Raw genomic sequence first — 22,293 nt, 5'->3', positions numbered from 1 at the left:
CTGCGCGTTCGGGAAACCTGTTCATGAACGCGATCGACCCACAAAGGAGGCGTTGCGCATGCCATCTCGACGAAAGTCGATTGGACGCGGTGACGAAGCTTCAGGACCGGTGATGAGTGCACAAGCAAGCGCGGCCATGCGCCGTGGTGCGCGAGTGGACGAAGAACGCCGGTATGGCAACCCGGCTAATGGCAAGTATGCGCGCAAGCTCGGCGGTGAATATGGTGCATCGGTCCAGGATGAGCAACTTTAGTCGTTGTGACTCGTGAGAATTGACCCTTCGTGCCACGGGCTATGGGTCGGCGTTGACCTTTGTGGCGGCGCCGACCGCATCTGTTGGGCGGCAGACTTTCCCGCCAGCCGACCGGTTGAAAACGCCACTGTAATGTTGTAACCGCCTGTATGCGCGTGGACATCCATCACTTCGCCGGCAAAGAATAAACCGCGGCATAATTTCGACTGCATGGTTTTTGGGTCAATTTCTTTGACACTAACGCCACCGCCAGTGACCGTCGCCTTTTCTAACGGCAAGGTACCTGTCACGTGAATCGGGCAACGTTTAATAGTTTGTCCAAGTTCGTTCATCTGCACGCGCGTTAAGTGAGCTAACTGAAGATCCGCTGGCACGTTCACCACGTGTGCAATGTAGGCAGTCAACCGCTCTGGAAACGTCAGCTCAAGCTCCGTACGGACAGCCCGCCGCGGATGGTTGGCGCGATCGGCGAGTAAGCTGTGCAACCACTCGTCTTGTTTCATGCTGGGTACAAGGTCGATGGTCGCTCGTAAATCGATGTCGGGATCGCGCCTTTTGGCCGTTGAGACGTAGTGGCTACAACGAAGGGCTGCGGGGCCGCTTAGGCCGAAGTGAGTAAATAATAAGTCGCCGCTTTCGGTTGTCAAACGTTTACCTTTGCCTGTCCAAATGCTGATTTCGACGCCATATAGCGATAAACCCTGCAGTTTTCGCGAAATAATCCATGGCTCGTCGGAAACCAGTGGGACTTCTGTTGGGTAAGGGTCCACAATCTTGTGTCCGACGGACTTTGCCCATGCATAGGCATCGCCGGTACTTCCTGTTTGGGGCACGCTACAACCTCCGGTCGCGATTACGCCGGCAGACGCCGTGAGTGTTTGCCCGCGAGCTAGACGAATGCCTACGAATTGCCCTTCCTTGGTAAGTATGCGGGATACTGGCGTATCCAAGAGAACTTCTACCCCCAACGAATACATATGGTCCACAACCGCCTTGACAACCGTTTTTGCGTCATTCGATACAGGAAATACTCGGCCTCGATCTTCTTCTTTTAATTGAATCCCCAGTTGCTCAAAAAAGTGGATGATATCATGGTTGGAAAACTGACTCAATGCGGAATATAGGAACTTCGCGTTACCTGGGATGTTTTCCATCAACTCGGGCAATGGTTTGGCGTTGGTGACATTGCACCGGCCACCACCTGATATGGCGAGCTTGCGTCCGAGACGATTGCCTTTCTCGACCAACAGAACGCGCGCACCACATTCGCGCGCGGAAATGGCGGCCATGAGTCCAGCCGGGCCGCCGCCAATAACGATAACGTCGTACATACGGAAATCCTCCGGTCCATCATGAGTCATTCCAGTGTAGGGAATGCTGATGTCAACCGCAAGTCCAAGTGTGTCATCGTAAGGCTGATGCAGTAACTTGCTTCAACTCGTCACAAGCATCATGGCACTCAAGCCAATCAATAAGGCGGCGGCGCCACTCCACCAGGATAGACGTTCCAAGCGGGCGAGGAAGAGAGCGGAGAACAAAGCGACAAAGACAGGTTCCGACGCGGCTAGGATCGCAACGGTCGATACAGAGGCGTGATCGGCAGCAAAGAAGAACAAAAAGACACCTGCAGCTGAACACCAACCAGCGACGGCAAGCCAGAAGTTTAGGTGTTGGGCATACCACCGCAGAAGCGGCAACAAAGTGCCACGGAACAGCAGCCAAATGACGTAGGTCGACGTGGCTGCGCTGAGGTCGATGGCCGCCGCGGGCAGTGGCGAGAGGCCGGTTTGGACGCTCAATTGTCGAAAGACGTGACCAACCCCTTGGATACAGGCCGCTGTGATGCCAATGACAGCGGCGCTTTGGAACGCAAAGCGCGCTGCGCGGTGTTTGCGAAGTCGACTCTCGATCACAAGCAGTAGAATGGAACCGAGAACTCCGCAGAGTCCGATCCCGTCGTCGAACGAAGGATCTTCTCCTAACGCGAACGCCGCGACGGCCATGGTTGCCACAGGACTGACGCCCTTCAAGACCACGCCGCGTACAGCGCCAAGTTGATTAACCGCTCGATAGAGCAACATGCGTCCTAAAAAGGTACCAACGATTCCGGAGCAAGTTGCCCAAAGCACAGGCACAGGTAAATCGGCTCCAGGTTTGATCAGGCGGCCGCCAACCATGTATTCGATGATCGCGACACCCGAGAGCGAAATGGCACTCATGGCCAGAATGGGAAGCAGCCCATAGTCGGGTGGTGACGACTCAGCCTGACCCTTGCGCAAAAAACAGTAGGATAACGCATAGCAAATGGCGCTGCCCAGTGCAGCCAAAAAGCCCACGCGCACTCACCTCCGTCTGTGCGGACAAACCATGTGTATTCGAAGCTCTCCCGATGTAGAAGGCCAAGCACGTTTGGCGATTCGAAAGCTCCTTGTTACAATGTGAGAGCGGCTATCAAGTGTTTAGTGAAGCTGTAGTCCTGACTTGCGAAAGGGGTATACAAGTGGACGCATTTCGTTTCTACAATCCAACGACTTTGTACTACGGTAAGGGTCAAATAGAGAAGCACCTGGCTGAAGAAGTAACGAAAATCGGCAAGCGGGTGCTCTTGCTGTATGGCGGAGGGAGTATTAAGCGCAATGGCCTCTACGACAAAGTGGTGGGTATTCTGCAAAATGCGGGCGTAAGTTTGTTCGAGCTAGCGGGTGTCGAACCCAACCCCCGGTTGTCGACGGTACATAAGGGCATTGCCATTTGCCGTGAGAACCATATCGACTTGATTTTGGCCGTTGGCGGTGGGTCCGTTCTCGACTGTGGCAAAGCTATCGCAATGGGCGTTAAATACGATGGCGATGTGTGGGACATTTATCAGCGCAAGGGCAAAGCCACGGGGGCATTGCCGCTGGGCACCATCTTGACGCTCGCGGCGACGGGCTCAGAAATGAACTCTGGCGGCGTCATCACGAACTGGGAGACAAAAGAAAAACTCGGCGGCGGATCGCCCTATACGTTCCCTGTCTTCTCGTTCTGCGATCCGGAGAACACATACACAGTTCCGCGCGATCAGACGGTCTATGGCATCTGTGACATGTTGGCACACTGTTTTGAACATTATTTCCATCCAACGCGGCATACGCCTCTACAGCAACATCTGATTGAGGCCGTGATGCGTACCATCGTTGAACACGCGAAGACAGCCGTCGAAAATCCGAACGATTACGATGCTCGCGAAACGATGATGTATTGCAGCACGATGGCTTTGAACGGAATGATCTCCATGGGTATCACGGGGGACTGGGCTTGCCACGCGATTGAACATGAGATCAGTGCGATTTATGACATCCCGCATGGAGGCGGGCTGGCAATTGTCTTCCCGCATTGGATGGAGCACGTTAAAAATGTCAATCCGAGCCGCTTTGCGTCATTGGCAAAGAACGTATTTGGCGTCGATGGCAATGGCAAGACGGACGCGGAGCTTGCCGACATCGCGATCGCAAAGGTTCGTGAGTTCTACCAGTCGATTGGCGCACCACAGCGCTTGGCGGATTATCAAATCGGCGATGACCAGCTGGAGCGCATGGCCAGTCAAGCGGTTCGTTTTGGCGAGATCGGGCATTTCAAGAAGCTCGGCAAGGATGACGTGCACAAGATTTTGCAAGCCGCGTTATAAGCAGAAGTGTATACGTAGGCGCCTCGTGAATGAACGGGGCGCTTGTTTGCGTGTCTGGACGCCATAGGTCTTGTGTGTAGAGAAGTTGATTTTTATACTTGTGATCCGAAACGTTTTCGGTTACGATGGGGCTAATCGCGGACAGTGTCTGAAGCTCTGTATTGTCGCATATGTAACGAGACTTCTGAAAACGTTTCGGTGTCAGGAAAGGGGATTCCGCCATGACCGTCACCATTCGCGACGTGGCAAGGGCTGCCGGCGTTTCCATAACGACAGTTTCTCGCGCATTAAACGGTGGCGACGACGTGGGGGAGGAGACGCGTCAGCGCGTACTTGAAGTCGCAAAGAAATTGAACTATCGTCCGAGCCACGTCGCTCGAAGCCTTGTCTTGCAAAAAAGTCGAAATATTGGTCTCTTGGTCTCAGATTTTAATCGCGGCGGTCATCACTTCATGTATGACGTATTGGTGGGTGTGCATGACAAGCTCGCGGAATATGGGTATGACGTCACTTTGGTGAGCACCAATACAGCTCGGCAACAGCTCATTAGTTACGTCGATTTTTGCCGTGAGCGCAGTCTCGAAGGTGTCGTTGTCATGGGTATCCGTTTGGACGATCCATATGTTGAAGAAGTAGTGGAATCAACATTGCCAAGCGTTGTTATCGACTTACCTCTCTTAAGCAGACATTGTGGTTATGTGATGACAGACAACGTGAATGGAGTGCGATACGCGATTCGGCACTTGGTGAACACAGGACGTCAGCACATCGGCTTCATCAACGGATACTCCCATGCAGCAGTCAGCATCGAGAGGCTACGGGGGTTTGAAGCTGCCATGCGAGCATATGGCATGGCGTATAGTCGTGATTCTATTTTGCACGCCGATTTTACAATTGAGGGCGGTGCGAAGGCGCTTGCTGACCTACTGTCCCGCCATCCTGAAACTGATGCGGTGTTTTTTGCAAGTGACTTGATGGCTATAGGTGGCATCCAGCATTGCAAGGCCTGCGGAATTCGCATTCCTGACGACTTGGCCATTATCGGGTTTGACAATATCGAGTTGGGTCGATTTGTAACTCCATCGTTAACCACGGTTGCGCAGCCGCGATACGAGATGGGGAGTGATGCCGCTGAAATGCTGGTCCGTATGTTGCAGGAGGACGAACAGCCATCCGGTACATTGCTGCCTCCAGAGTTGATTGTTCGAGAAAGTGCATAGAAGTTGCAGATGGCTTTGAACTGGGAGTGTGGAGATAAAAGATGAATTTCCATGTCATTAAGGAAAACGACCTATTTTACCTATCGGACTTACAAGGAATGTGTAAGCATGGTTCCGAAAACGTTTCGGAAGGAGGCTTGTTTACGCGCGACACGCGAGTGTTGTCACGCTTAAATTGGTTGACAAGACCAGACTCGCTCGTGTTGCTTGAGAGCGAGTCCAAGGAAGGCTACCAATGCCATTACTTGTACACGAATCGACCTCCCGCGCAGGAAGGTGACATACCGAGAGAAAGCATCCTTGTGACCCGTTCACAATCCGTCGACGGGCATGTTCTAAAGGAAAGCGGTATCATACGGAATTATTCAGGGGACGTTGTGCAAATTGACGTCTTGTATGAAATTGATGCCGACTTCGCTGATATGTTCGAAGTTAGAGGATTCGCTAAATCATTTGACCGGGAAGTACAGGTTAGCGCGTCCGGAAACGTTTGTAGTTACCGTTACACTGCACGCGACGGTCGAAAGATGAAGACTACGGTGGAGTTCTCTACTGCGGATGGGCTACTTGCGTGGGTACCACTCGGCGATACAGCTATGCAGGGCAAATTTACACTGCATGTACCTGCCCACGGCCATGCCGCGTGGGAGCTTGTGGTCACGCCCTCCGTAGAAGATGAATGCAACATAGACGCCCCGCCGCATAGCTCCGGAAACGTTTGCGGAGATGCGGAATCTTATGCTATGAACGCAGATGTGCACCGTTCATATGAACGATGGTTTGCGCGGATGCCAAGGATCCAAGGTGACGACAGATTCGTTGCATGGTATACACAAGGGCTCAAGGACATCCGGATGCTCCTGACGGATTTTGGCTACGGACGCTTTCTAGTGGCTGGTGTGCCTTGGTATGCAGTCCCGTTCGGGCGTGACAGTTTGATTGCGGCTCGTCAGATGATGGCAGCAGCTCCGGATATAGCGCGAGGTACACTTGCCACGCTGGCTCACTTTCAAGGTAGTGAAGTTAACCCCAGACGCGATGAACAGCCTGGAAAGATCCTGCATGAATTGCGCGACGGAGAATTGAGTCGCTTGGATGTACTCCCTTTTCATCCTTATTTCGGGAGTATCGATTCGACACCGCTTTTTTTAGTGGTGCTGGCTGATTACTTCCTGTGGTCAGGGGATCGTGAATTTGTAGAGCAGATGCTTCCCTCCGTAAGGAATGCCTTCCGGTGGATCGAGCAGTATGGCGATCGCGATGGCGATGGATTCGTTGAGTATTGGTGCGAATCTGACGGGGGAATTGCCAATCAGGGCTGGAAAGACTCGGGCGACTCGATGATGCACGGAAATGGCCAACTTGCGACCGGGCCCATTGCACTCGTGGAGGTTCAAGCCTATGTTCACAAGGCTTATACCAACTGGGCACAGATTTTCGCCTTGTTTGGCGATGACGCGGAGTCGGTTCGGTGCCAAGAGCGCGCGAACAAACTGCAACAGGCTTTTGTCCAACACTTCTATGATGCGGAGCGGAATTTGCTTGCTCTTGCCTTGGACGGTGATAAGCGACCGTTACTCGTTGCGTCATCCAATATGGGACAGGTGCTGTGGAGTGATATCCTGCCTCCGGAAATAGGTGTCGCCGTTGCAAGGCGCATGTTGGATCCTGATTTGTTTAACGGTTTTGGGATAAGGACGCTGTCTGCCGAGGAAATCAGTTACAACCCACTCAGTTACCATAATGGTTCGGTCTGGCCGCACGACACGAGTCTCATTCTCTCGGGTGTACGAAGGTATGGTGGGTGGGATCTAGCCGAACCGATTGTCAATGGTCTTCTTCTCGCTCAGGATGGTTTTGCGCATGGTCGTCTGCCGGAGCTATTCTGTGGATTTTCCAGCGGAGAAGTTGAGAAGCCTGTGCCTTATCCCGTTTCGTGCTCGCCACAGGCCTGGGCCGCAGCGGTGCCAGTGTTTGTCTTGGAGCAATTGTTAGGGATGGAACCCTGTGCACCTTCTGGGCGTATGTCGCTCAATCCTCATTTGCCGACCGGGATGGATGATTTGGTCATCGAGGACATCTGTGCGGGACAAGGCAAATTCAGTGTCGCCTTGCATCGCACAGATGGGGAGTTACTCGTATCGATACTTGAAAATACGACAGGCCTTGTTATTGATGTATGCACTTCCATGAAGGGAGTGATGTCAAAGGCCTGAGTGGATGAGCATTCAAGAGACGAATGTCAACTTTTATGTCATTTCGAACACAGTAATGGATTGAATTGGTGGGGTCAAAACTAGGTTGAGGAGGAGTCGAGGTATGAAGAAAAGAGTAGCTGGCATTGCTTGCATCACACTCGTTGGCATTGGTGCAGTAAGTGGTTGCGGTGTGCAGTCGCAACCCAGCAATACTGGGAGTGCTTCTGTGGCACCTGTACATTTAACTCTGGGTATGTGGGCATCTAGTCCTGCAGAAAAGACGCTGGTACAAAACCAGGTCGCAGCTTTTGAGAAACAGAACCCAAACATCAAAGTGAGTATTCAGGTGATTACCGGAAACTACCTTCAGGCATTGCAACCGATGCTTGCGGCACACAACGCGCCCGATATTTTCTACGTGGATTCTTCCTATGCACCAACGCTTGAAGCGTCGGGAGCCATTATGCCGTTAGACAATTATGTGAAGCAAGATCATGTGGACATGTCCGACTTTCGGTCTAACTTGTTAAATGCGTTTAAGTGGAAGGGGCACATTTACGGAATTCCAAAAGATATGAACACAATGGCCCTTGAGTACAATCCTGCATTACTTGCAAAAGCAGGCATCAAGGCTCCTCCGAAAACATGGAATGAATTTGACCAAGACGCTGCCAAATTAAAGGCCAAGGGCATTGTTCCTTTGGATATGCCTATCGATGTTGCACGCTATTACCCATTCATCGCTGATATGGGTGGTAGCTACTACGATGAGACGAAGGATCAAGCGACGTTCACAAATAAAGCGAATGACGCTGGATTGACATGGTTTATGAAAGAGATGGAAGAGAAAAACTTTGTTACTCCTCAGGACCAAGGCGGGTCTTGGGCTGGAATTCCGTTTGCACAAGGAAAAGCCGCAATGGCTTTAGAGGGGGCATGGCTGGTGCCCTCTATGCAACAGACGGCCCCAAACATGAAGTACGGAATCGCAGATTTCCCATCTCTTCATGGCAAGGATGCCAATATGTTGTTCACAGTTGCCTATGAAATGGCGCGCACTACGCAGCATCCGGCTGAAGCGGCGAAACTACTGTTCTTCATGACTGGAAAGCAAGCCCTCAAGATGACGGCCGATTCTGGTTTGGCCATACCATCGCGAACGAGTGAACAAGGCGAGTTCTTGAAAAAGTATCCGTCATATAAAGGATTCGTAGATGGGCTTAAGGGTGCTATTCCATATCAGTTTGGTACACTTGGGCAGAACTTCTTGGATGCTATTAACAACGCAACGCAACAAGGCATTTTGAAAAAAGAATCGGCGGCGCAGGTTCTGAGTCAAGCCCAACAGACACTTAACTCGCAAATGAACGATTGAATCAGGTTTGATTTCATGCGGGGTGCGCAATCATTTCGCGCACCCTCAGTGCTTTGGCAGATAAGCTCGTGCAAAGGAGGTAGTACATTTGGCGGTTTCGGTACAGCCTAGTCGCGCATGGCGTTCTCGCTTCCGAAGGAGCACTGTAGACCAAGCTTTGGCGGGATATTTGTTTATCTTGCCAGCACTTGTAGAACTGTTTGTATTTTTGCTTGGCCCCATAGTGTACGCCTTTGTTGTCAGTTTCAAGCATTTTTCGTATCTTGATCCGCTGGATGCTCACTTCATCGGGGTTCAAAATTACATCCACTTATTTCAAGACCCTGTGTTTCTTAGAGCGCTTTGGAACACGACTTTATACGCTTTGGTCGTGGTTCCCGTGCAGACGGCCTTAGCCATGTTGCTCGCAGTTGTGGTTAACCGCATCCGTGGCAAGACCGTCTTTCGCATCATTTACTATCTGCCATCTATCACGTCGACGGTAGGGGTTGCGGTCATTTTTGGGTTTTTGTTTCAGCCCAATGGTTTGCTCAATCGCTTGTTGTTTCTCACTTTACACGTTCAAGGACCGGATTACTTCAATAGCCCAATGTTCGCGCTTCCGGCCATTATGGTGGTAGCCATTTGGACGACAGCAGGACAGTTCATGATCATCTATCTCGCAGCATTGCAAGATATACCGACTGAGTTGTACGAAGCGGCTGCCATCGATGGTGCTGAAGGGTGGCAGATACTGCGCAGTGTGACTGTACCCATGCTAAAGCGGACGACGTTTCTAGTTGTGGTACTCGGTATGATTGGGGCATTCCAGGTATTTGACCTCGTATACGTGATCTCCGGCAATAGTTCACTACCACAACAGGATACGATGACGGTGGTTCTTGACTTGTTTGAAAAAGGATTCCGGACGATGCAAATGGGCTATGCGTCGGCAATGGGATTCGTATTGTTTGCCATCATCTTGGTACTTACACTCATTCAACAACTGTTCTTGGGACGGGAGGATTCGTAATGTTGGCGACACGTCAGCGCGGCGCAAACTGGAGACGAGCACGTATCGGACTATATGTGGTGGCCATCGCTTATGCACTTGTTTCTCTTTTGCCGTTCCTTTGGTCATTGTACACATCGCTTAAACCGACATCTGAGGTGTTTCAGTTACTTGTTCCATGGAAGACACTTACCGTCGCAAGTTATGCATCCATCCTACATGACTTTCCTTTTGCAAGATGGTTCTTGAACAGTTTGATCGTCGCAGTCATTGTGACAGTCGGCAATCTTGTAGTCAACACCTTTGCGGGGTACGCGTTTGCAAGGCTGAGGTTCCCATTTCGCGGGTTTTTGTTTTATTTGTTCCTCGGGATTATGATGATTCCTGGGCAAGTTGTACTCGTCCCTATCTATATCATCTTGGTGAACTTGGGATGGATCAACTCCTACGCAGGCTTGACGATTCCATTTTTGCTTAGTTCAACCATGGTGTTTTTGTCCCGGCAGTTCTTTCTTGGCATACCTAAGGAGTTAGAGGAAGCCGCACGCATCGACGGGGTTGGTCACTGGGGGATGTTCTTTCGAATTATGTTACCCCTGTCAAAGCCCTTATTGGCGGCACAGACCATACTTACATTTCAGGGCAACTGGAATTCATTTTTGTGGCCTTTGCTAATTGGCCAAACAACTTCTATGTATACCCTGCCGGTCGGGCTGAATTCGTTTTATGGGCAGTATAATGCGTACTGGAACAGTGTCATGGCAGGGATGTTGCTGCTCACCGTGCCCATGATGATCATTTTTGTGATCTTCCAACGCCAGTTTGTTCAAGGTGTAGCGAGCGCAGGATTAAAGGGATAACTGTTTCGAAAACTTATCAAGAAATCGTATGTCGGAGGAAAATATGAAGCGCGATTGGTGGAAAGAAGTCGTCGTATACCAGGTTTATTGGCGTAGTTTTAAAGACTCGAACGGCGATGGGTATGGGGACTTGGGTGGGGTGATTGAAAAACTTGATTACCTGTCAGAACTCGGTGTCGATGTCATCTGGTTGAATCCCATTTACGAGTCACCGGATTGTGACAATGGATACGATATATCGGATTACTATCGCATCATGCCGAAGGCGGGCACAATGGAACAATGGGAAAGGCTGCTTGATGAAGTTCATGCCTGTGGCATGAAGCTCATCATGGACTTGGTGGTCAATCATACATCAAATCTTCATCCATGGTTTCTGGAATCCCGTTCGTCGCGCGACAATCCAAAGCGAGACTGGTACATTTGGCGAGATGGCCGAAATGGTGCGCCACCGAACAACTGGCGTTCATATTTTACTCCGTCTGTCTGGGAATGGGACGAAGCGACGGGACAGTATTACTTTCACTCGTTCGCAACTGAACAACCCGATCTGAACTGGGCGAATCCGCAAGTGCGCAATGCCGTTTATGAGATGATGAAGTTTTGGTTGGACAAGGGGATCGACGGCTTTCGCATGGATGCGATCAACCTTTTGGCGAAACCAGCTCGGTTTTTTGATGCGGAGGATCCTTTTCATATTAGTTATCTCGCCAATAATCCAGGCATTCACGAATACCTACGGGAAATGCACGATCGCGTTCTACGACACTATGACGTTCTCACTGTGGGAGAAATACCGTTTGTGACGCCAGAGGAGGGGCTAAAGTACGTCGGTCAGGATCGACGTGAATTGCATACGCTGTTCCATTTTCAAGTTTGTGACGAGATGCCGACATGGGACATGTTGCGCTTTAAATCGATTCAAAAACGCTGGCACGACGTTTTTTATGGGCGAGGGTGGAACTCCCAATTTTTAAATAACCACGACCACACGCGTCAAGTTACACGTTACGGTAACGATGGCAAGTATCGAATGGAGTCGGCGAAACTGTTAGCCACAATGATACACACCTTACCGGGTATTCCCTACATCTATCAAGGTGAGGAAATCGGCATGACGGGCGTACATTTTTCGACGATCGAAAGTTACCGGGATATTGCGCTGCGCATCCGCTATCAAGAGGAAGTGGATAGAGGAAGGAAGCCGGACGAGGTTCTTGCTGAACTTGCTCCTCTTGCACGCGATAATTCGCGAACACCGATGCAGTGGGATGACTCACCAAACGCGGGTTTCACAGTTGGCGAACCATGGATTCCCGTTAACCCGAATTACCGTGAAATTAACGTGGAAAAGGATCGCGCACAATCGGATTCCATTTTTGCGTACTATAAAGCTTTAATCTCGCTGCGACGGCAATATCCAGCTCTTATATATGGGGATTATACAGATTTGTCGGAAGGCGACACACACTTGTATATGTATACACGACAATGGCAGGATGATGTATTTCTCATCGTGCTAAATCACGCAGAATCGGACACCTACTTCCAATTTCCGGAGTTGTTTCGAGATAGTGACGCACATCTTGTCCTCGCCAATTATGAAGATCAAACGGACGTCACGGACACGCGATTGCGTGCGTACGAAGCGAGAATCTATGCTATGAATGTTGTAGAGAAGCCTGTTTAAGACCAAAAGGGGACCCACCACGGGGTCCCCTTTACATTCTGCCGCTTATGCCTGTTGCTCTTCACGCACGAAGTTGCGCAATACCGTCTGCAAAATACCACCGTTGCGGTAGTATTCAACCTCAATATCGCTATCCAGGCGGACATTCGCCTTGAAGGTGAATGACGAACCGTCTTCTCGCTCCACTTTGACGTCGACCGTCGAACGTGGCTCCAACTCATTCGTAAGGCCAAGAATGCTGAATGTCTCACGGCCCGTCAGACCGAGGCTTTCTGCACTTTCGCCGGCTTGGAACTCGAGCGGCAGCACGCCCATACCGACCAAGTTGCTACGGTGAATCCGCTCGAAGCTTTCCGCGATCACGGCGCGCACGCCGAGCAAATACGTGCCTTTTGCAGCCCAGTCACGAGACGAACCCGTACCATACTCTTTTCCGGCGATCACGACGAGTGGTTGGCCGTTCTGCTGATACTGCATGGCTGCATCGTAAATCGGCATCACTTCGTTGGTCGGGAAGTAAGTCGTATAACCGCCTTCCGTACCCGGTGCAACGCGATTGCGGATGCGGATGTTGGCAAACGTACCACGCATCATCACTTCGTGGTTGCCGCGGCGGGATCCATACGAGTTGAAGTCGTACGGCTCGACGCCATGGCTCTTCAGGTATTGTCCAGCAGGGCTACTTTGCGCAATGCTGCCGGCTGGCGAAATGTGATCCGTCGTCACGGAGTCGCCAAGGTATGCGAGTACGCGCGCCCCACGGATCTCTTCGATATCCGGGACATCCGGCGTCAGACCGACGAAGAACGGCGGCTCTTGGATGTAGGTCGATTGTTCATCCCACACATAAAGGTCGCCATCCGGCGTGTCCAAAGCGTTCCAGCGTTCGTTGTTCGTGAACACACTCTCGTATTCCTTGCGGAACAGTTCTGGACTGATGACTTTGCGAATCGTCTCTTGCACTTCTTCGTTAGTCGGCCAAATGTCCTTCAGGTATACGTCGTTGCCATCTTTGTCCTTGCCAAGCGGCTCTTTGGTCAAGTCGATATCGACTGTGCCGGCGAGTGCGTACGCGACCACCAGCGGTGGCGATGCCAAGTAGTTTGCACGTACCAAAGAGTGAATGCGGCCTTCGAAGTTACGGTTGCCCGAAAGCACGGCCGAGACAAGCAAATCATTCTCTTGAATCGCCTTGCTCACTTCATCCGGCAGCGGACCGCTGTTACCGATACAGGTCGTACAGCCGTAACCGACGACGTCGAATCCGAGTTCAGCGAGCGGTTGGAGCAAGCCAGCCTTCTCAAGGTAGTCGGTGACGACGCGCGAGCCGGGGGCGAGCGACGTTTTGACATAGCGAGGTGTCGTCAAGCCTTTCTCTGCGGCCTTCTTCGCGACCAAGCCAGCGCCAATCATGACCGATGGGTTCGAGGTGTTGGTACAGCTGGTGATGGCCGCAATGACGAGCGCACCTTGATGCAGTTCTGCCGTCGCGCCGTCTTCGTATTGCACGGTCGCCGTCTTGTCGATCGCGTCGGCAACCCCAAAGCCGCCTTCGTTCACCGGCTTCGTGAGCCCTTCCTCGAACTTTTTCTTCATGTCGGACAACAGGATTTTGTCTTGCGGGCGCTTTGGACCAGCCAAAGAAGGCTGCACATCGGCCAAGTCGAGTTCCAGGGTATCGGTGAAAACCGGATCTGCCATGTCGTCAGTGCGGAACATTCCTTGTGCTTTCGCATATGTCTCAACCAGTGCGATGAGGGACTCGTCGCGGCCGGTGCTGCGCATATACTCGAGCGTTTCTTGGTCGATTGGGAAGAAGCCCATCGTCGCGCCGTATTCTGGACCCATGTTGGCAATGGTTGCACGATCCGCCAGGCTGATGTTTGACAAACCAGCCCCGTAGAACTCGACGAATTTGCCAACGACGCCCTTTTTGCGCAGCATGTTGACAACTGTGAGCGCGAGATCGGTCGCCGTTGCGCCTTCCGGCAGCTTACCGGTGAGCTTAAAGCCGATGACCTCCGGCTGCAGTAGGTACAACGGCTGACCGAGCATGCAGGCTTCCGCCTCGATGCCACCGACGCCCCAGCCAAGTACGCCAATGCCGTTGATCATGGTCGTGTGTGAGTCGGTGCCGACCAAGCTGTCAGGGAAGACGACTTGCTCGCCGTCGACTGTGCGCTCTTGCACGACGCGCGCGAGATACTCGAGGTTGACCTGGTGCACAATGCCCATGCCTGGCGGGACGGCGCGGAAGTTGTCAAACGCCTTTTGCGCCCAGCGCAGGAACTTGTAACGCTCTTCGTTGCGCTCAAACTCGCGGCTGATGTTGAACTCCAGAGCCTCGCGTGAGCCGAACGCGTCGACTTGCACGGAGTGGTCGATCACGAGATCAACCGGGATCAGCGGATTGATCCGATCCGGATTGCCGCCAAGGCGATGCATTGCCGAACGCAATGCGGCGAGATCGACAACGACAGGGACGCCTGTGAAGTCCTGCAGCAAAATGCGGGCAGGTTTAAACGGAACGTCCGTTTTCTCAGGGTTTTGCGCGTTCCAATTAGCCAATTGGCGGACATGATCTTCGGTGATCACGCGTCCGTCGTATTGGCGCAGTACCGCTTCTAGTAAAATTTTGATAGAGATAGGAAGGCGGGAAATATCCGCAACGCCATGGTCCGCAAGTGCTCCCAGGCGGTAATAGGTGTACGACTTTCCGCCGACCTGCAGGGTTTGCTTCGAATCAAAAAGATTCTTGGCTCCCATTTGACTCACTCCTTTTCAACCTTGCTTCTGTCTCTATTGTGCGGCACCAGCGTGGATCTGTCGAACCGTCATCCAGATTGCCGATAGGGATATCGAAATCATTCCGGAAAGGTCGACCCAACTGCAAGCGTTCGCATGAGACGAACCCTCTGTCACTCTACTACCAATTGGAATGTCACGCAAGACAGAGGAAACCCGAGATAACCCCTTGTCAATGCTTGTCGTCACCATTCGACAGATTGCGCGGAGGCAATGGACCAAAGTACTGGTACAGGTGTGTCTCGATTCGCCCATTGTACAATTTGCGCCGTTTGTCCGCTTGTTTGCCGTATAAGCGCTCAAATTGCGGATGTGACGTTAGCAAAAAGACGGACCAAGTATCCAACTTGCGAAATGTTTTGCCGAGATCGCGATACAGGGATGCGGCTTCCTCAACCTCCATTAAACGTTCGCCATAGGGAGGGTTGCTGACGATCACGCCGTAATCCCGATCGGCCTTGAAGCGGCGGGCATCTGCTTGCTCGATGCGGATCATGTCCTCAACCTCTGCATAACGCGTATGGCGCCTACAGAGTTCAAGCACCTCGGGATCGTTGTCCGATGCGACGATATCGAGCTCGACGTGGCGGCGTGCCGCCTCTGCTTCGGCGCGGGCTTGCGCGAAAACGTCTTCACCGATAAACGCCCAATCTTCGGCGTCAAATGAGCGTAACAGGCCCGGTGCAATGCGCTGGCCGTACAACGCCGCTTCAATGGCAATAGTGCCCGATCCGCACAGCGGATCGCGAAACGGGCGGTGTGCATCCCATCGACTGAGGAGGACCATCGCAGCGGCGAGCGTTTCGCGAAGTGGGGCGATGGCATTTAGCAACCGATAGCCGCGCCGGTGCAGACCGCTACCGCTAGTATCGAGACGAATGGAGGCAATGTCCTTTAGCAACGAAACCTCGACGCGCACGGGAGCACCCGTTTCAGGTAAGGTGGCTCGCCCGTAGGCTGATTGCAGGTTGTCGACAATGGCTCGTTTGACGATACTTTGGCACGCAGGTACGCTGTGTAACGTGCTTTTGACGGAGCGTCCGACGACCGGAATGTTGGCATCAACCGGAAGCAACTCTGACCAGTCGATGGCCAAAGTGCCTTGATACAGGTCTTCAAAGGTCTCAGCACGAAACGAAGTAAGTTCGATAAAAACGCGTTCGGCCGTACGCAACCACAGATTTGCCCGTGCCACAGCTGTTGCGTCACCACGAAAGCGGACAAGCCCGTTTTCACTTCGCGTCTCGTAGCCCAAGTCCTGGAGTTCGCGCGCTGTCAATGCCTCAAGACCGAATGCACAGGTTGCGATGAGTTCAAATTCCATCTGTCAATCGACTCCGTTCCTACGTCAAGTATCCATATGTACGAAAAAGACCTTTTTCCCGAAAAGGACCGGCAGGTCAGTGCCTGTCCAGCCAAGCGTCGGGAAAAAGGCCTCACGTGAAGGTTGTTCGAAGCGTGTAACATCTTCGTCAATCACCTTCATCGTCATTTTTCTAAGTTCATCTCATCGGTTGAGAAGTAGCACAATCATCGACGCCAGTGAGAAGCATGCGCTGATGAGGTAGACGACGGTGACCGTTTGCACTTGTGAGAGTCCTGATCTCAGAAGCCAGTGGTGCACGTGATTTTGATCCGGCTTATAGACAGGTTTACCAGCTCGTGCCCGAACGAATACGACGCGCAGGGCATCGAAGATAGGAACGCCGAGTGCAAGAATCGGCACGCCGATAGAAATGACCGTCGCCGATTTAAACGCGCCAACCGATGCAATGGCCGCGAGTAAGTATCCGAGCACGGTGGATCCGGCATCACCCATGATGATGCGCGCCGGGTAGAAGTTATGGCGTAAAAAGCCAACCGCCGCGCCGGTCACCGCGATGGCAAACCAGGCCGATGCGTGATCGCCCTTTATGAGGGCGATGAAAAACAAAGTCGTCGCCGAGATGGCCGCGATGCCCGCGGCAAGGCCATCGACGCCGTCGAGGAAGTTGAACACATTGGTCACACCCACAATCCACAGCACCGTCAAAAGTACAGACAACACCGTGGGGATAGCGACAAAGTGATGCCCTCCAAACGGCGATGTGAAGCCTTGAATGCCGCCGCCAAACAACGGAACCAACAGGGCAGCTAAAATTTGAATGACAAATCGGATGGAGACTGAGAAATCCTTGCCTCGAGTTTTGAAATAGTCGTCCAACAGACCTATTCCAAACAGCATCGCCGCGCCGATGAGCACGCCGACGTAAGGCGTTTGCAACCAGTCTTTCCAAGCGAACCCTAAAAAGAATGCGGCGAGAACGCCGGCAAAAAGGGCGGCACCGCCAAGCAGTGGCAAGGGATCGCGGTGGATCTTGCGCTCGTTGGGCAAATCGACAAATTTCAACCGAATGGCGACTTTTCGCATGTGTGGCGCCAATGCAAAGGCGATGAGAAACGCAGTGACGCCTGAAAGCCAAAGCGGCATACTGTCCTCTCCTTCGAGTGACATTCACGGCAATTATACTAAACCATCGCCCATCCGGCTATACTGCTGTCAGTGTGTGTCTGTGCTAGAAGTATGTCGGTTGCATGACAATTCGCCCTTCGCCGTTGTATTTCTGCCCGACGTCTGTAAACATAATCGTTGTGTGAACTAGGCGGACATTCGATCCGCTTCGACAAGGAAGTGAAGTGGATGCAAGCAAACGGGGTCGTATACGAGGAGCCGTCAAATGGGCTAGAAAATGCAAAAGCGACGTTGCGCGATTACATTTCCATTATGAAGTGGGGCATCACCATCGCCAATCTGATGGCGACGTTTGCTGGCATGTGGGTCGCCTCCGGTGGCCATCCAGGGCTCGCAACGCTCTTGCTAACGCTCGTCGGCACCGCGCTTGTCGTCGCTGGCGGCGCTGCGCTAAACAATTTTTACGATCGCGATATCGACCAGCATATGGCGCGCACCAAACATCGCGCTGTGGCACAAGGCAAGGTCTCTCCGGCTGCCGCTTTGGCCATCGGTTTGTCGATGAGTGTCGTCGGTCTCGCGGTCCTGCTCTTATTCGTCAATTGGCAGTCGGCTGCATGTGCCTTTGTAGGACTCTTTGTGTATTCGTATCTTTACACTGTCTGGTTCAAGCGGCATACCACACTGAACACGGTACTGGGCGGGGTGTCGGGCGCCATGCCTCCGCTGATCGGTTGGGCTGCAGGCAGTGGCGGATCCATTTCACTCGCCGGTTGGTGTTTGTTCTTCACCTTTTTCCTCTGGCAACCACCGCACTTTTTGCCGCTGGCTATGAAGAAGACCGAGGACTATCGCGCTGCAGGCATCCCGATGTTGCCGGTTGTCCGCGGTTTCCGCGAGACGAAGCGACAGATTGTACTGTACACCGCGGCTATGGTTCCCGTGTCCCTGATGATGACGCCATTAGGTGCTGAAGGTTGGATCTACTTCGTCGTCATGGCTGTTCTCGGAATTTGGTTCTTGTACCTCGGTGTTAAAGGTCTCTATATCCAACCCGAGCGCGATCTCGAATGGGCAAATCAGGTATTTCGGTTCTCGCTCATCTATTTGACGGCTTTGTGTGTTGTATGTGTACTTTCCGTGTCCATTTTCTAAAGTAGACAAGCTACAGCGAAAGGCTGCTCCGCGGGGGCAGCCTTTTTTATGAAGCAGGGCTCATCGCGGTGCTGTAAAATGCCAATAGAAGTTGCCCTAGGGTGCGATCGTCAGGCGCGGCGCGTCTCCAGGCTTGGGAACGATGGACGACAAGTCGGCTTATGGCTGACTCGGAGGCAAGCGAAAGGCATATGCCCTGGGCAAAAGGAGGTTAAGTGTCGTGAAAACGCATGCAGCCGTACTTTACGAGATGGGATTGCAAACGCCTTATAAGACCAGCCAGCCCCTTCACATCGAAACACTCGATCTCGATCCACCAGGCCCCGGCGAGGTACTGGTGCGCGTGCGCGCGGCCGGATTGTGCCATTCTGACCTGTCGGTGATAAACGGTTCTCGCCCGCGCCCATTACCCATGGCTTTAGGGCACGAGGCCGCTGGTGAGGTTATCGAGGTGGGGCCGAGGGTTGAGGACCTCGTTCCTGGCGATCACGTCGTATGTGCTTTTGTCCCCAGTTGTGGCCACTGCCTTCCTTGCCAGGAGGGGCGCCCAGCCTTATGTGAGCCAGGAGCGGCTGCGAACGCAGCGGGGACGTTACTGTCTGGGGCGCGGCGTCTACATCTTGGTGGTCAGGATGTCAACCATCATCTTGGAGTTTCCGGCTTCAGCGAATATGCCGTGATTGCGCGCAACTCGCTCGTCAAGGTCGATCCCGATGTTCCATTCGAACAAGTTGCCATTTTCGGCTGTGCGGTCATGACGGGCGTTGGCGCAGTTGTCAATACGGCGCGCGTTCCGGTGGGCTCCAGCGTGGCTGTCGTCGGACTTGGCGGCGTTGGCCTAAGCGCCTTACTGGGTGCCGTTGTCGCGGGCGCGCGGCGGATTGTAGCAATTGATGTAAATCCAAGCAAGCTGGAATTTGCCACGAAGCTTGGGGCCACCGACGTATTTGACGCGCGCTATCCGGATGTCATATCCCTTGTCAAAGCCGCGACGGATGGTGGAGTCGAATTTGCATTCGAAACAGCCGGGGCGGTTCCTGCCATGCAGACGGCGTATGCGGTGACCCGCCGCGGTGGGACGACGGTGACCACGGGACTTTCTGATCCAAGTCACCTCTTTTCTGTCCCACACGTCACACTTACTGCGGAAGAGCGCACCGTCAAGGGAGCATACGTGGGCAGTTGCATACCGGCTCGCGACATTCCACGGTTCCTGGAACTTTATAAACAGGGTAAATTGCCGGTGGATCAGCTGCTGACAGATCGCATCGGTCTCCATGAAATCAACGAAGGCTTTGATCGACTGAGCCAAGGCGATGCAATCAGGTTGGTCGTCCTGCTGTAACAGGACGTGGCAACGGGATGGTATGTCGTCCCTGCAGAACTGGCGGATGGCGGTTGAACGATGTACGGAATTTCGTTAAGATCGCTAGTGGGAGTTTAGATAACGACAGGGAGACGAGAGACATGTATCGTCGCGAAGAGACGAAACCGGTGCGCGTCGGCGACGTAGTCATCGGCGGGAATCATCAAGTCATCATTCAAAGCATGACGACGACGAAAACTGCCGACGTCAAAGCGACGGTGGAGGAAATTCATCGGTTGGAGGACGCCGGCTGTCAGGTTGTCAGAGTCACTGTCAACACGCGCGATGCTGCGGCTGCCATTAAGGAGATAAAACGGCAGATTCACATCCCGCTCGTCGCCGATATCCATTTTGATCATCGCCTTGCACTTGAGGCCATTCGCAACGGAATTGACAAAGTGCGAATCAATCCGGGCAACATTGGCAAGCGAGAAAAGGTGGAGGAAGTCGTCAAGGCGTGCAAGGAGCGGGGCATTCCGATTCGCATCGGTGTCAACGCGGGATCGCTCGAAAAGCACATCCTCGAAAAATACGGCTATCCGACCCCGCAGGGTATGCTGGAAAGCGCGGAGCACCATGTGAAAATCCTTGAGGATCTGGATTTTGACGATATTATCATCTCCATGAAAGCTTCGGATGTGCCTATGGCAATTGAGGCTTATCGGCTTGCCGCTGAGCGTTTCCATTACCCCTTGCATCTTGGCATCACGGAATCAGGTACGCTGTTTGGCGGTACGATTAAGAGCGCAGCTGGCCTTGGAACTTTGCTCAGTATGGGCATCGGGAATACGATGCGCGTTTCGCTTTCGGCAGATCCGCTCGAAGAGATTAAGGTAGCGCGCGAGTTGCTGAAGACGTTCCATATCGTTTCGGACGCCGTGACCATCGTATCGTGTCCGACTTGTGGGCGGATCGATATTGATCTCATCAGCATTGCAAATGAAATTGAGGACTACGTACAAAACATTCGTGCACCTATTAAGGTTTCGGTGCTTGGTTGTGCTGTCAATGGACCGGGCGAGGCACGCGAGGCGGATATTGGCATCGCAGGTGCCCGTGGGGAAGGACTACTTTTCCGTAAGGGAGAAGTGGTACGCAAAATTCCCGAAGCTGAACTCGTGTCGGAACTGAAGAAGGAAATTGACATCATGGCAAAGCGCTACGCTGAAACAGGTTCAATTTATTGATCGACTAAGTCACGAAGGGTTTCGTCAATCGCCCTTGAGTATGCAGGCGAGAACAGTTGACGACGATAAAGGGGCGTCTTCTGCGGGTTCATTGCATTTACGTCGAAAATAACTGTAGAACCGATGACAAGAATTGCTGCTATGGTGCATTCGGAACAGAGAGGGCGGTAGCTGCATTTCGTGAAAATGGCCGGTTCGAATCTTCTGATGCGAGAATATGCTCTAATCCAATTTACTTCGCAGTTTTGCCGGAAGATCCAAGCCAGATAAGAACTACTTGACCATTGAATATAGGTGTTTCTTAACCCGGAAAGTGGTATTTCGGTGTCGAGATCAAATGGAAACAGGCTTTTTGTCAACACGCTCCGAAGGCGAGAGAGTCGACGGCGTAAAGTGTCGTTGAGGTAACGAAGAACATGGGGCTGACGTGGTAGTGTATCTGACATAATTGTTCGGGTAACTACTTGGGGTTGACTTACCAATCGTGCTAGTGCTCGAGGCACTCTATCCTTGGCTAAAGGCGCATCGATGGAGTTTGGCCTAAAAAGTGAATGCAACTTCAGAACAGGGGGCTGTCCCAAAAGTGCCAAGTGCACTTAGGGGGAGCCCCTTATTTATGAAAATCTGTTTGAATGTTGCCCTACATGTCCACAAAAAGAATCGCCCTTCCGGTAAAATGTAGGTGCCAACAAACATCAACCGAGAAAGGGCGATTCTTTTGAACAACGTTGTCTTCATTGACTATAACATGGATCAACTGTTTCTTCCAATGGATTTAGAGGAACTGATTCCGCCAGGTCACGTCGTACGCGTCGTCAATGAGGCTGTTAACCGCATCAGTGACGATGTGTTTTTGAAGTACTATCCCGGTGGAGGCCGTAGCGGCTTTCATCCGAAGATGCTCACCAAAGTCCTGGTCTACGCATATACCCAGAAGATCTACTCCTCCCGCCAAATCGCTAAGGCGCTTCGCGAGAATATTCCCTTCATGTGGCTCGCTGCACGACAGACTCCAGACTTTCGAACCATTAATCGATTCCGCTCGCAACGAATGAAAGGTCTCATTGACGACGT

The 22,293-nt window shown here is 52.4% G+C and carries 17 protein-coding genes; 12 read left to right on the top strand and 5 right to left on the bottom strand.

Features of this window, described 5'->3' with window-relative positions:
* Nucleotides 1-58: 58 nt before the first annotated feature.
* Nucleotides 59-253, top strand: a complete 195-nt coding sequence (locus tag QMF38_RS08355) for a hypothetical protein (protein WP_058095740.1) — start codon at nucleotides 59-61, stop codon at nucleotides 251-253.
* On the opposite strand, the gene QMF38_RS08350 is transcribed toward QMF38_RS08355, so the two are convergent.
* Both QMF38_RS08350 and QMF38_RS08345 read right to left on the bottom strand, forming a co-directional pair.
* A complete protein-coding gene (locus QMF38_RS08350; protein WP_058095739.1) occupies nucleotides 250-1,584 on the bottom strand; it encodes a BaiN/RdsA family NAD(P)/FAD-dependent oxidoreductase in 1,335 nt (444 codons plus the stop codon). The genes QMF38_RS08355 and QMF38_RS08350 overlap by 4 nt on opposite strands.
* 102 nt (nucleotides 1,585-1,686) lie before the next feature.
* Nucleotides 1,687-2,589, bottom strand: a complete 903-nt coding sequence (locus QMF38_RS08345) for an EamA family transporter (RefSeq protein WP_232302390.1) — start codon at nucleotides 2,587-2,589, stop codon at nucleotides 1,687-1,689.
* 164 nt (nucleotides 2,590-2,753) lie between these two features.
* Between QMF38_RS08345 and QMF38_RS08340 the strand changes: the two genes are divergently transcribed.
* The 7 genes from QMF38_RS08340 (at nucleotide 2,754) to QMF38_RS08310 (ending at nucleotide 12,254) form a co-directional block, all read left to right on the top strand.
* Nucleotides 2,754-3,920 carry an iron-containing alcohol dehydrogenase gene (locus QMF38_RS08340; protein WP_058095737.1) on the top strand — a complete coding sequence of 389 codons (1,167 nt, stop codon included), beginning with the start codon at nucleotides 2,754-2,756 and terminating at the stop codon, nucleotides 3,918-3,920.
* 221 nt (nucleotides 3,921-4,141) lie between these two features.
* Nucleotides 4,142-5,140, top strand: coding sequence for a LacI family DNA-binding transcriptional regulator (locus QMF38_RS08335; protein WP_006447462.1), 999 nt, complete (start codon nucleotides 4,142-4,144; stop codon nucleotides 5,138-5,140).
* Between the two features lie 41 nt (nucleotides 5,141-5,181).
* Nucleotides 5,182-7,356 (top strand): amylo-alpha-1,6-glucosidase, encoded by a 2,175-nt coding sequence (locus QMF38_RS08330; RefSeq protein ID WP_058095736.1) that lies wholly within the window; start codon nucleotides 5,182-5,184, stop codon nucleotides 7,354-7,356.
* A 103-nt stretch (nucleotides 7,357-7,459) separates the two neighbouring features.
* Nucleotides 7,460-8,713, top strand: a complete 1,254-nt coding sequence (locus QMF38_RS08325; RefSeq protein ID WP_281759189.1) for an ABC transporter substrate-binding protein — start codon at nucleotides 7,460-7,462, stop codon at nucleotides 8,711-8,713.
* An 88-nt stretch (nucleotides 8,714-8,801) separates the two neighbouring features.
* Nucleotides 8,802-9,725: a carbohydrate ABC transporter permease gene (locus tag QMF38_RS08320; RefSeq protein ID WP_281759188.1), complete on the top strand. Its 924-nt coding sequence runs from the start codon at nucleotides 8,802-8,804 to the stop codon at nucleotides 9,723-9,725.
* Nucleotides 9,725-10,564, top strand: a complete 840-nt coding sequence (locus tag QMF38_RS08315) for a carbohydrate ABC transporter permease (protein ID WP_281759187.1) — start codon at nucleotides 9,725-9,727, stop codon at nucleotides 10,562-10,564. Before QMF38_RS08320 ends, QMF38_RS08315 begins: the two co-directional genes overlap by 1 nt.
* Nucleotides 10,565-10,607: 43 nt before the next feature.
* The gene (locus QMF38_RS08310; protein ID WP_281759186.1) at nucleotides 10,608-12,254 is read left to right on the top strand and encodes a glycoside hydrolase family 13 protein; all 1,647 of its coding nucleotides are present in this window, start codon (nucleotides 10,608-10,610) and stop codon (nucleotides 12,252-12,254) included.
* 45 nt (nucleotides 12,255-12,299) lie between these two features.
* Here QMF38_RS08310 and acnA read toward each other — a convergent pair whose 3' ends face one another.
* From acnA to QMF38_RS08295, 3 genes are all read right to left on the bottom strand, one after another.
* Entirely contained in the window at nucleotides 12,300-15,020 is a 2,721-nt protein-coding gene (gene acnA, locus QMF38_RS08305) for an aconitate hydratase AcnA (RefSeq protein WP_040289859.1), read from the bottom strand.
* 211 nt (nucleotides 15,021-15,231) lie between these two features.
* A complete protein-coding gene (locus QMF38_RS08300) occupies nucleotides 15,232-16,383 on the bottom strand; it encodes a THUMP domain-containing class I SAM-dependent RNA methyltransferase (protein ID WP_281759185.1) in 1,152 nt (383 codons plus the stop codon).
* A gap of 183 nt (nucleotides 16,384-16,566) precedes the next feature.
* Nucleotides 16,567-17,529: a glycosyltransferase family 4 protein gene (locus tag QMF38_RS08295; RefSeq protein WP_058094200.1), complete on the bottom strand. Its 963-nt coding sequence runs from the start codon at nucleotides 17,527-17,529 to the stop codon at nucleotides 16,567-16,569.
* 210 nt (nucleotides 17,530-17,739) lie between these two features.
* Here QMF38_RS08295 and cyoE point away from each other — a divergent pair, with 210 nt between their 5' ends.
* From cyoE to QMF38_RS08275, 4 genes are all read left to right on the top strand, one after another.
* Nucleotides 17,740-18,666 (top strand): heme o synthase, encoded by a 927-nt coding sequence (cyoE, locus tag QMF38_RS08290; protein ID WP_281759184.1) that lies wholly within the window; start codon nucleotides 17,740-17,742, stop codon nucleotides 18,664-18,666.
* A gap of 220 nt (nucleotides 18,667-18,886) precedes the next feature.
* Nucleotides 18,887-20,011 carry a zinc-dependent alcohol dehydrogenase family protein gene (locus tag QMF38_RS08285; protein ID WP_281759183.1) on the top strand — a complete coding sequence of 375 codons (1,125 nt, stop codon included), beginning with the start codon at nucleotides 18,887-18,889 and terminating at the stop codon, nucleotides 20,009-20,011.
* Between the two features lie 122 nt (nucleotides 20,012-20,133).
* On the top strand, nucleotides 20,134-21,219 hold the full coding sequence (gene ispG / locus QMF38_RS08280) for a flavodoxin-dependent (E)-4-hydroxy-3-methylbut-2-enyl-diphosphate synthase (RefSeq protein WP_281759182.1): 1,086 nt from the start codon (nucleotides 20,134-20,136) through the stop codon (nucleotides 21,217-21,219).
* Nucleotides 21,220-21,967: 748 nt separating this feature from the next.
* The coding region (locus tag QMF38_RS08275; protein WP_281759197.1) for a transposase at nucleotides 21,968-22,293 on the top strand (326 nt) is incomplete at its 3' end.

It is taken from the genome of Alicyclobacillus hesperidum subsp. aegles (assembly GCF_027923525.1).
Lineage (GTDB): Bacteria > Bacillota > Bacilli > Alicyclobacillales > Alicyclobacillaceae > Alicyclobacillus > Alicyclobacillus aegles.
Note: the sequence above shows the minus strand (reverse complement) of the source record. Positions and strands in the feature narration are given on the sequence as shown.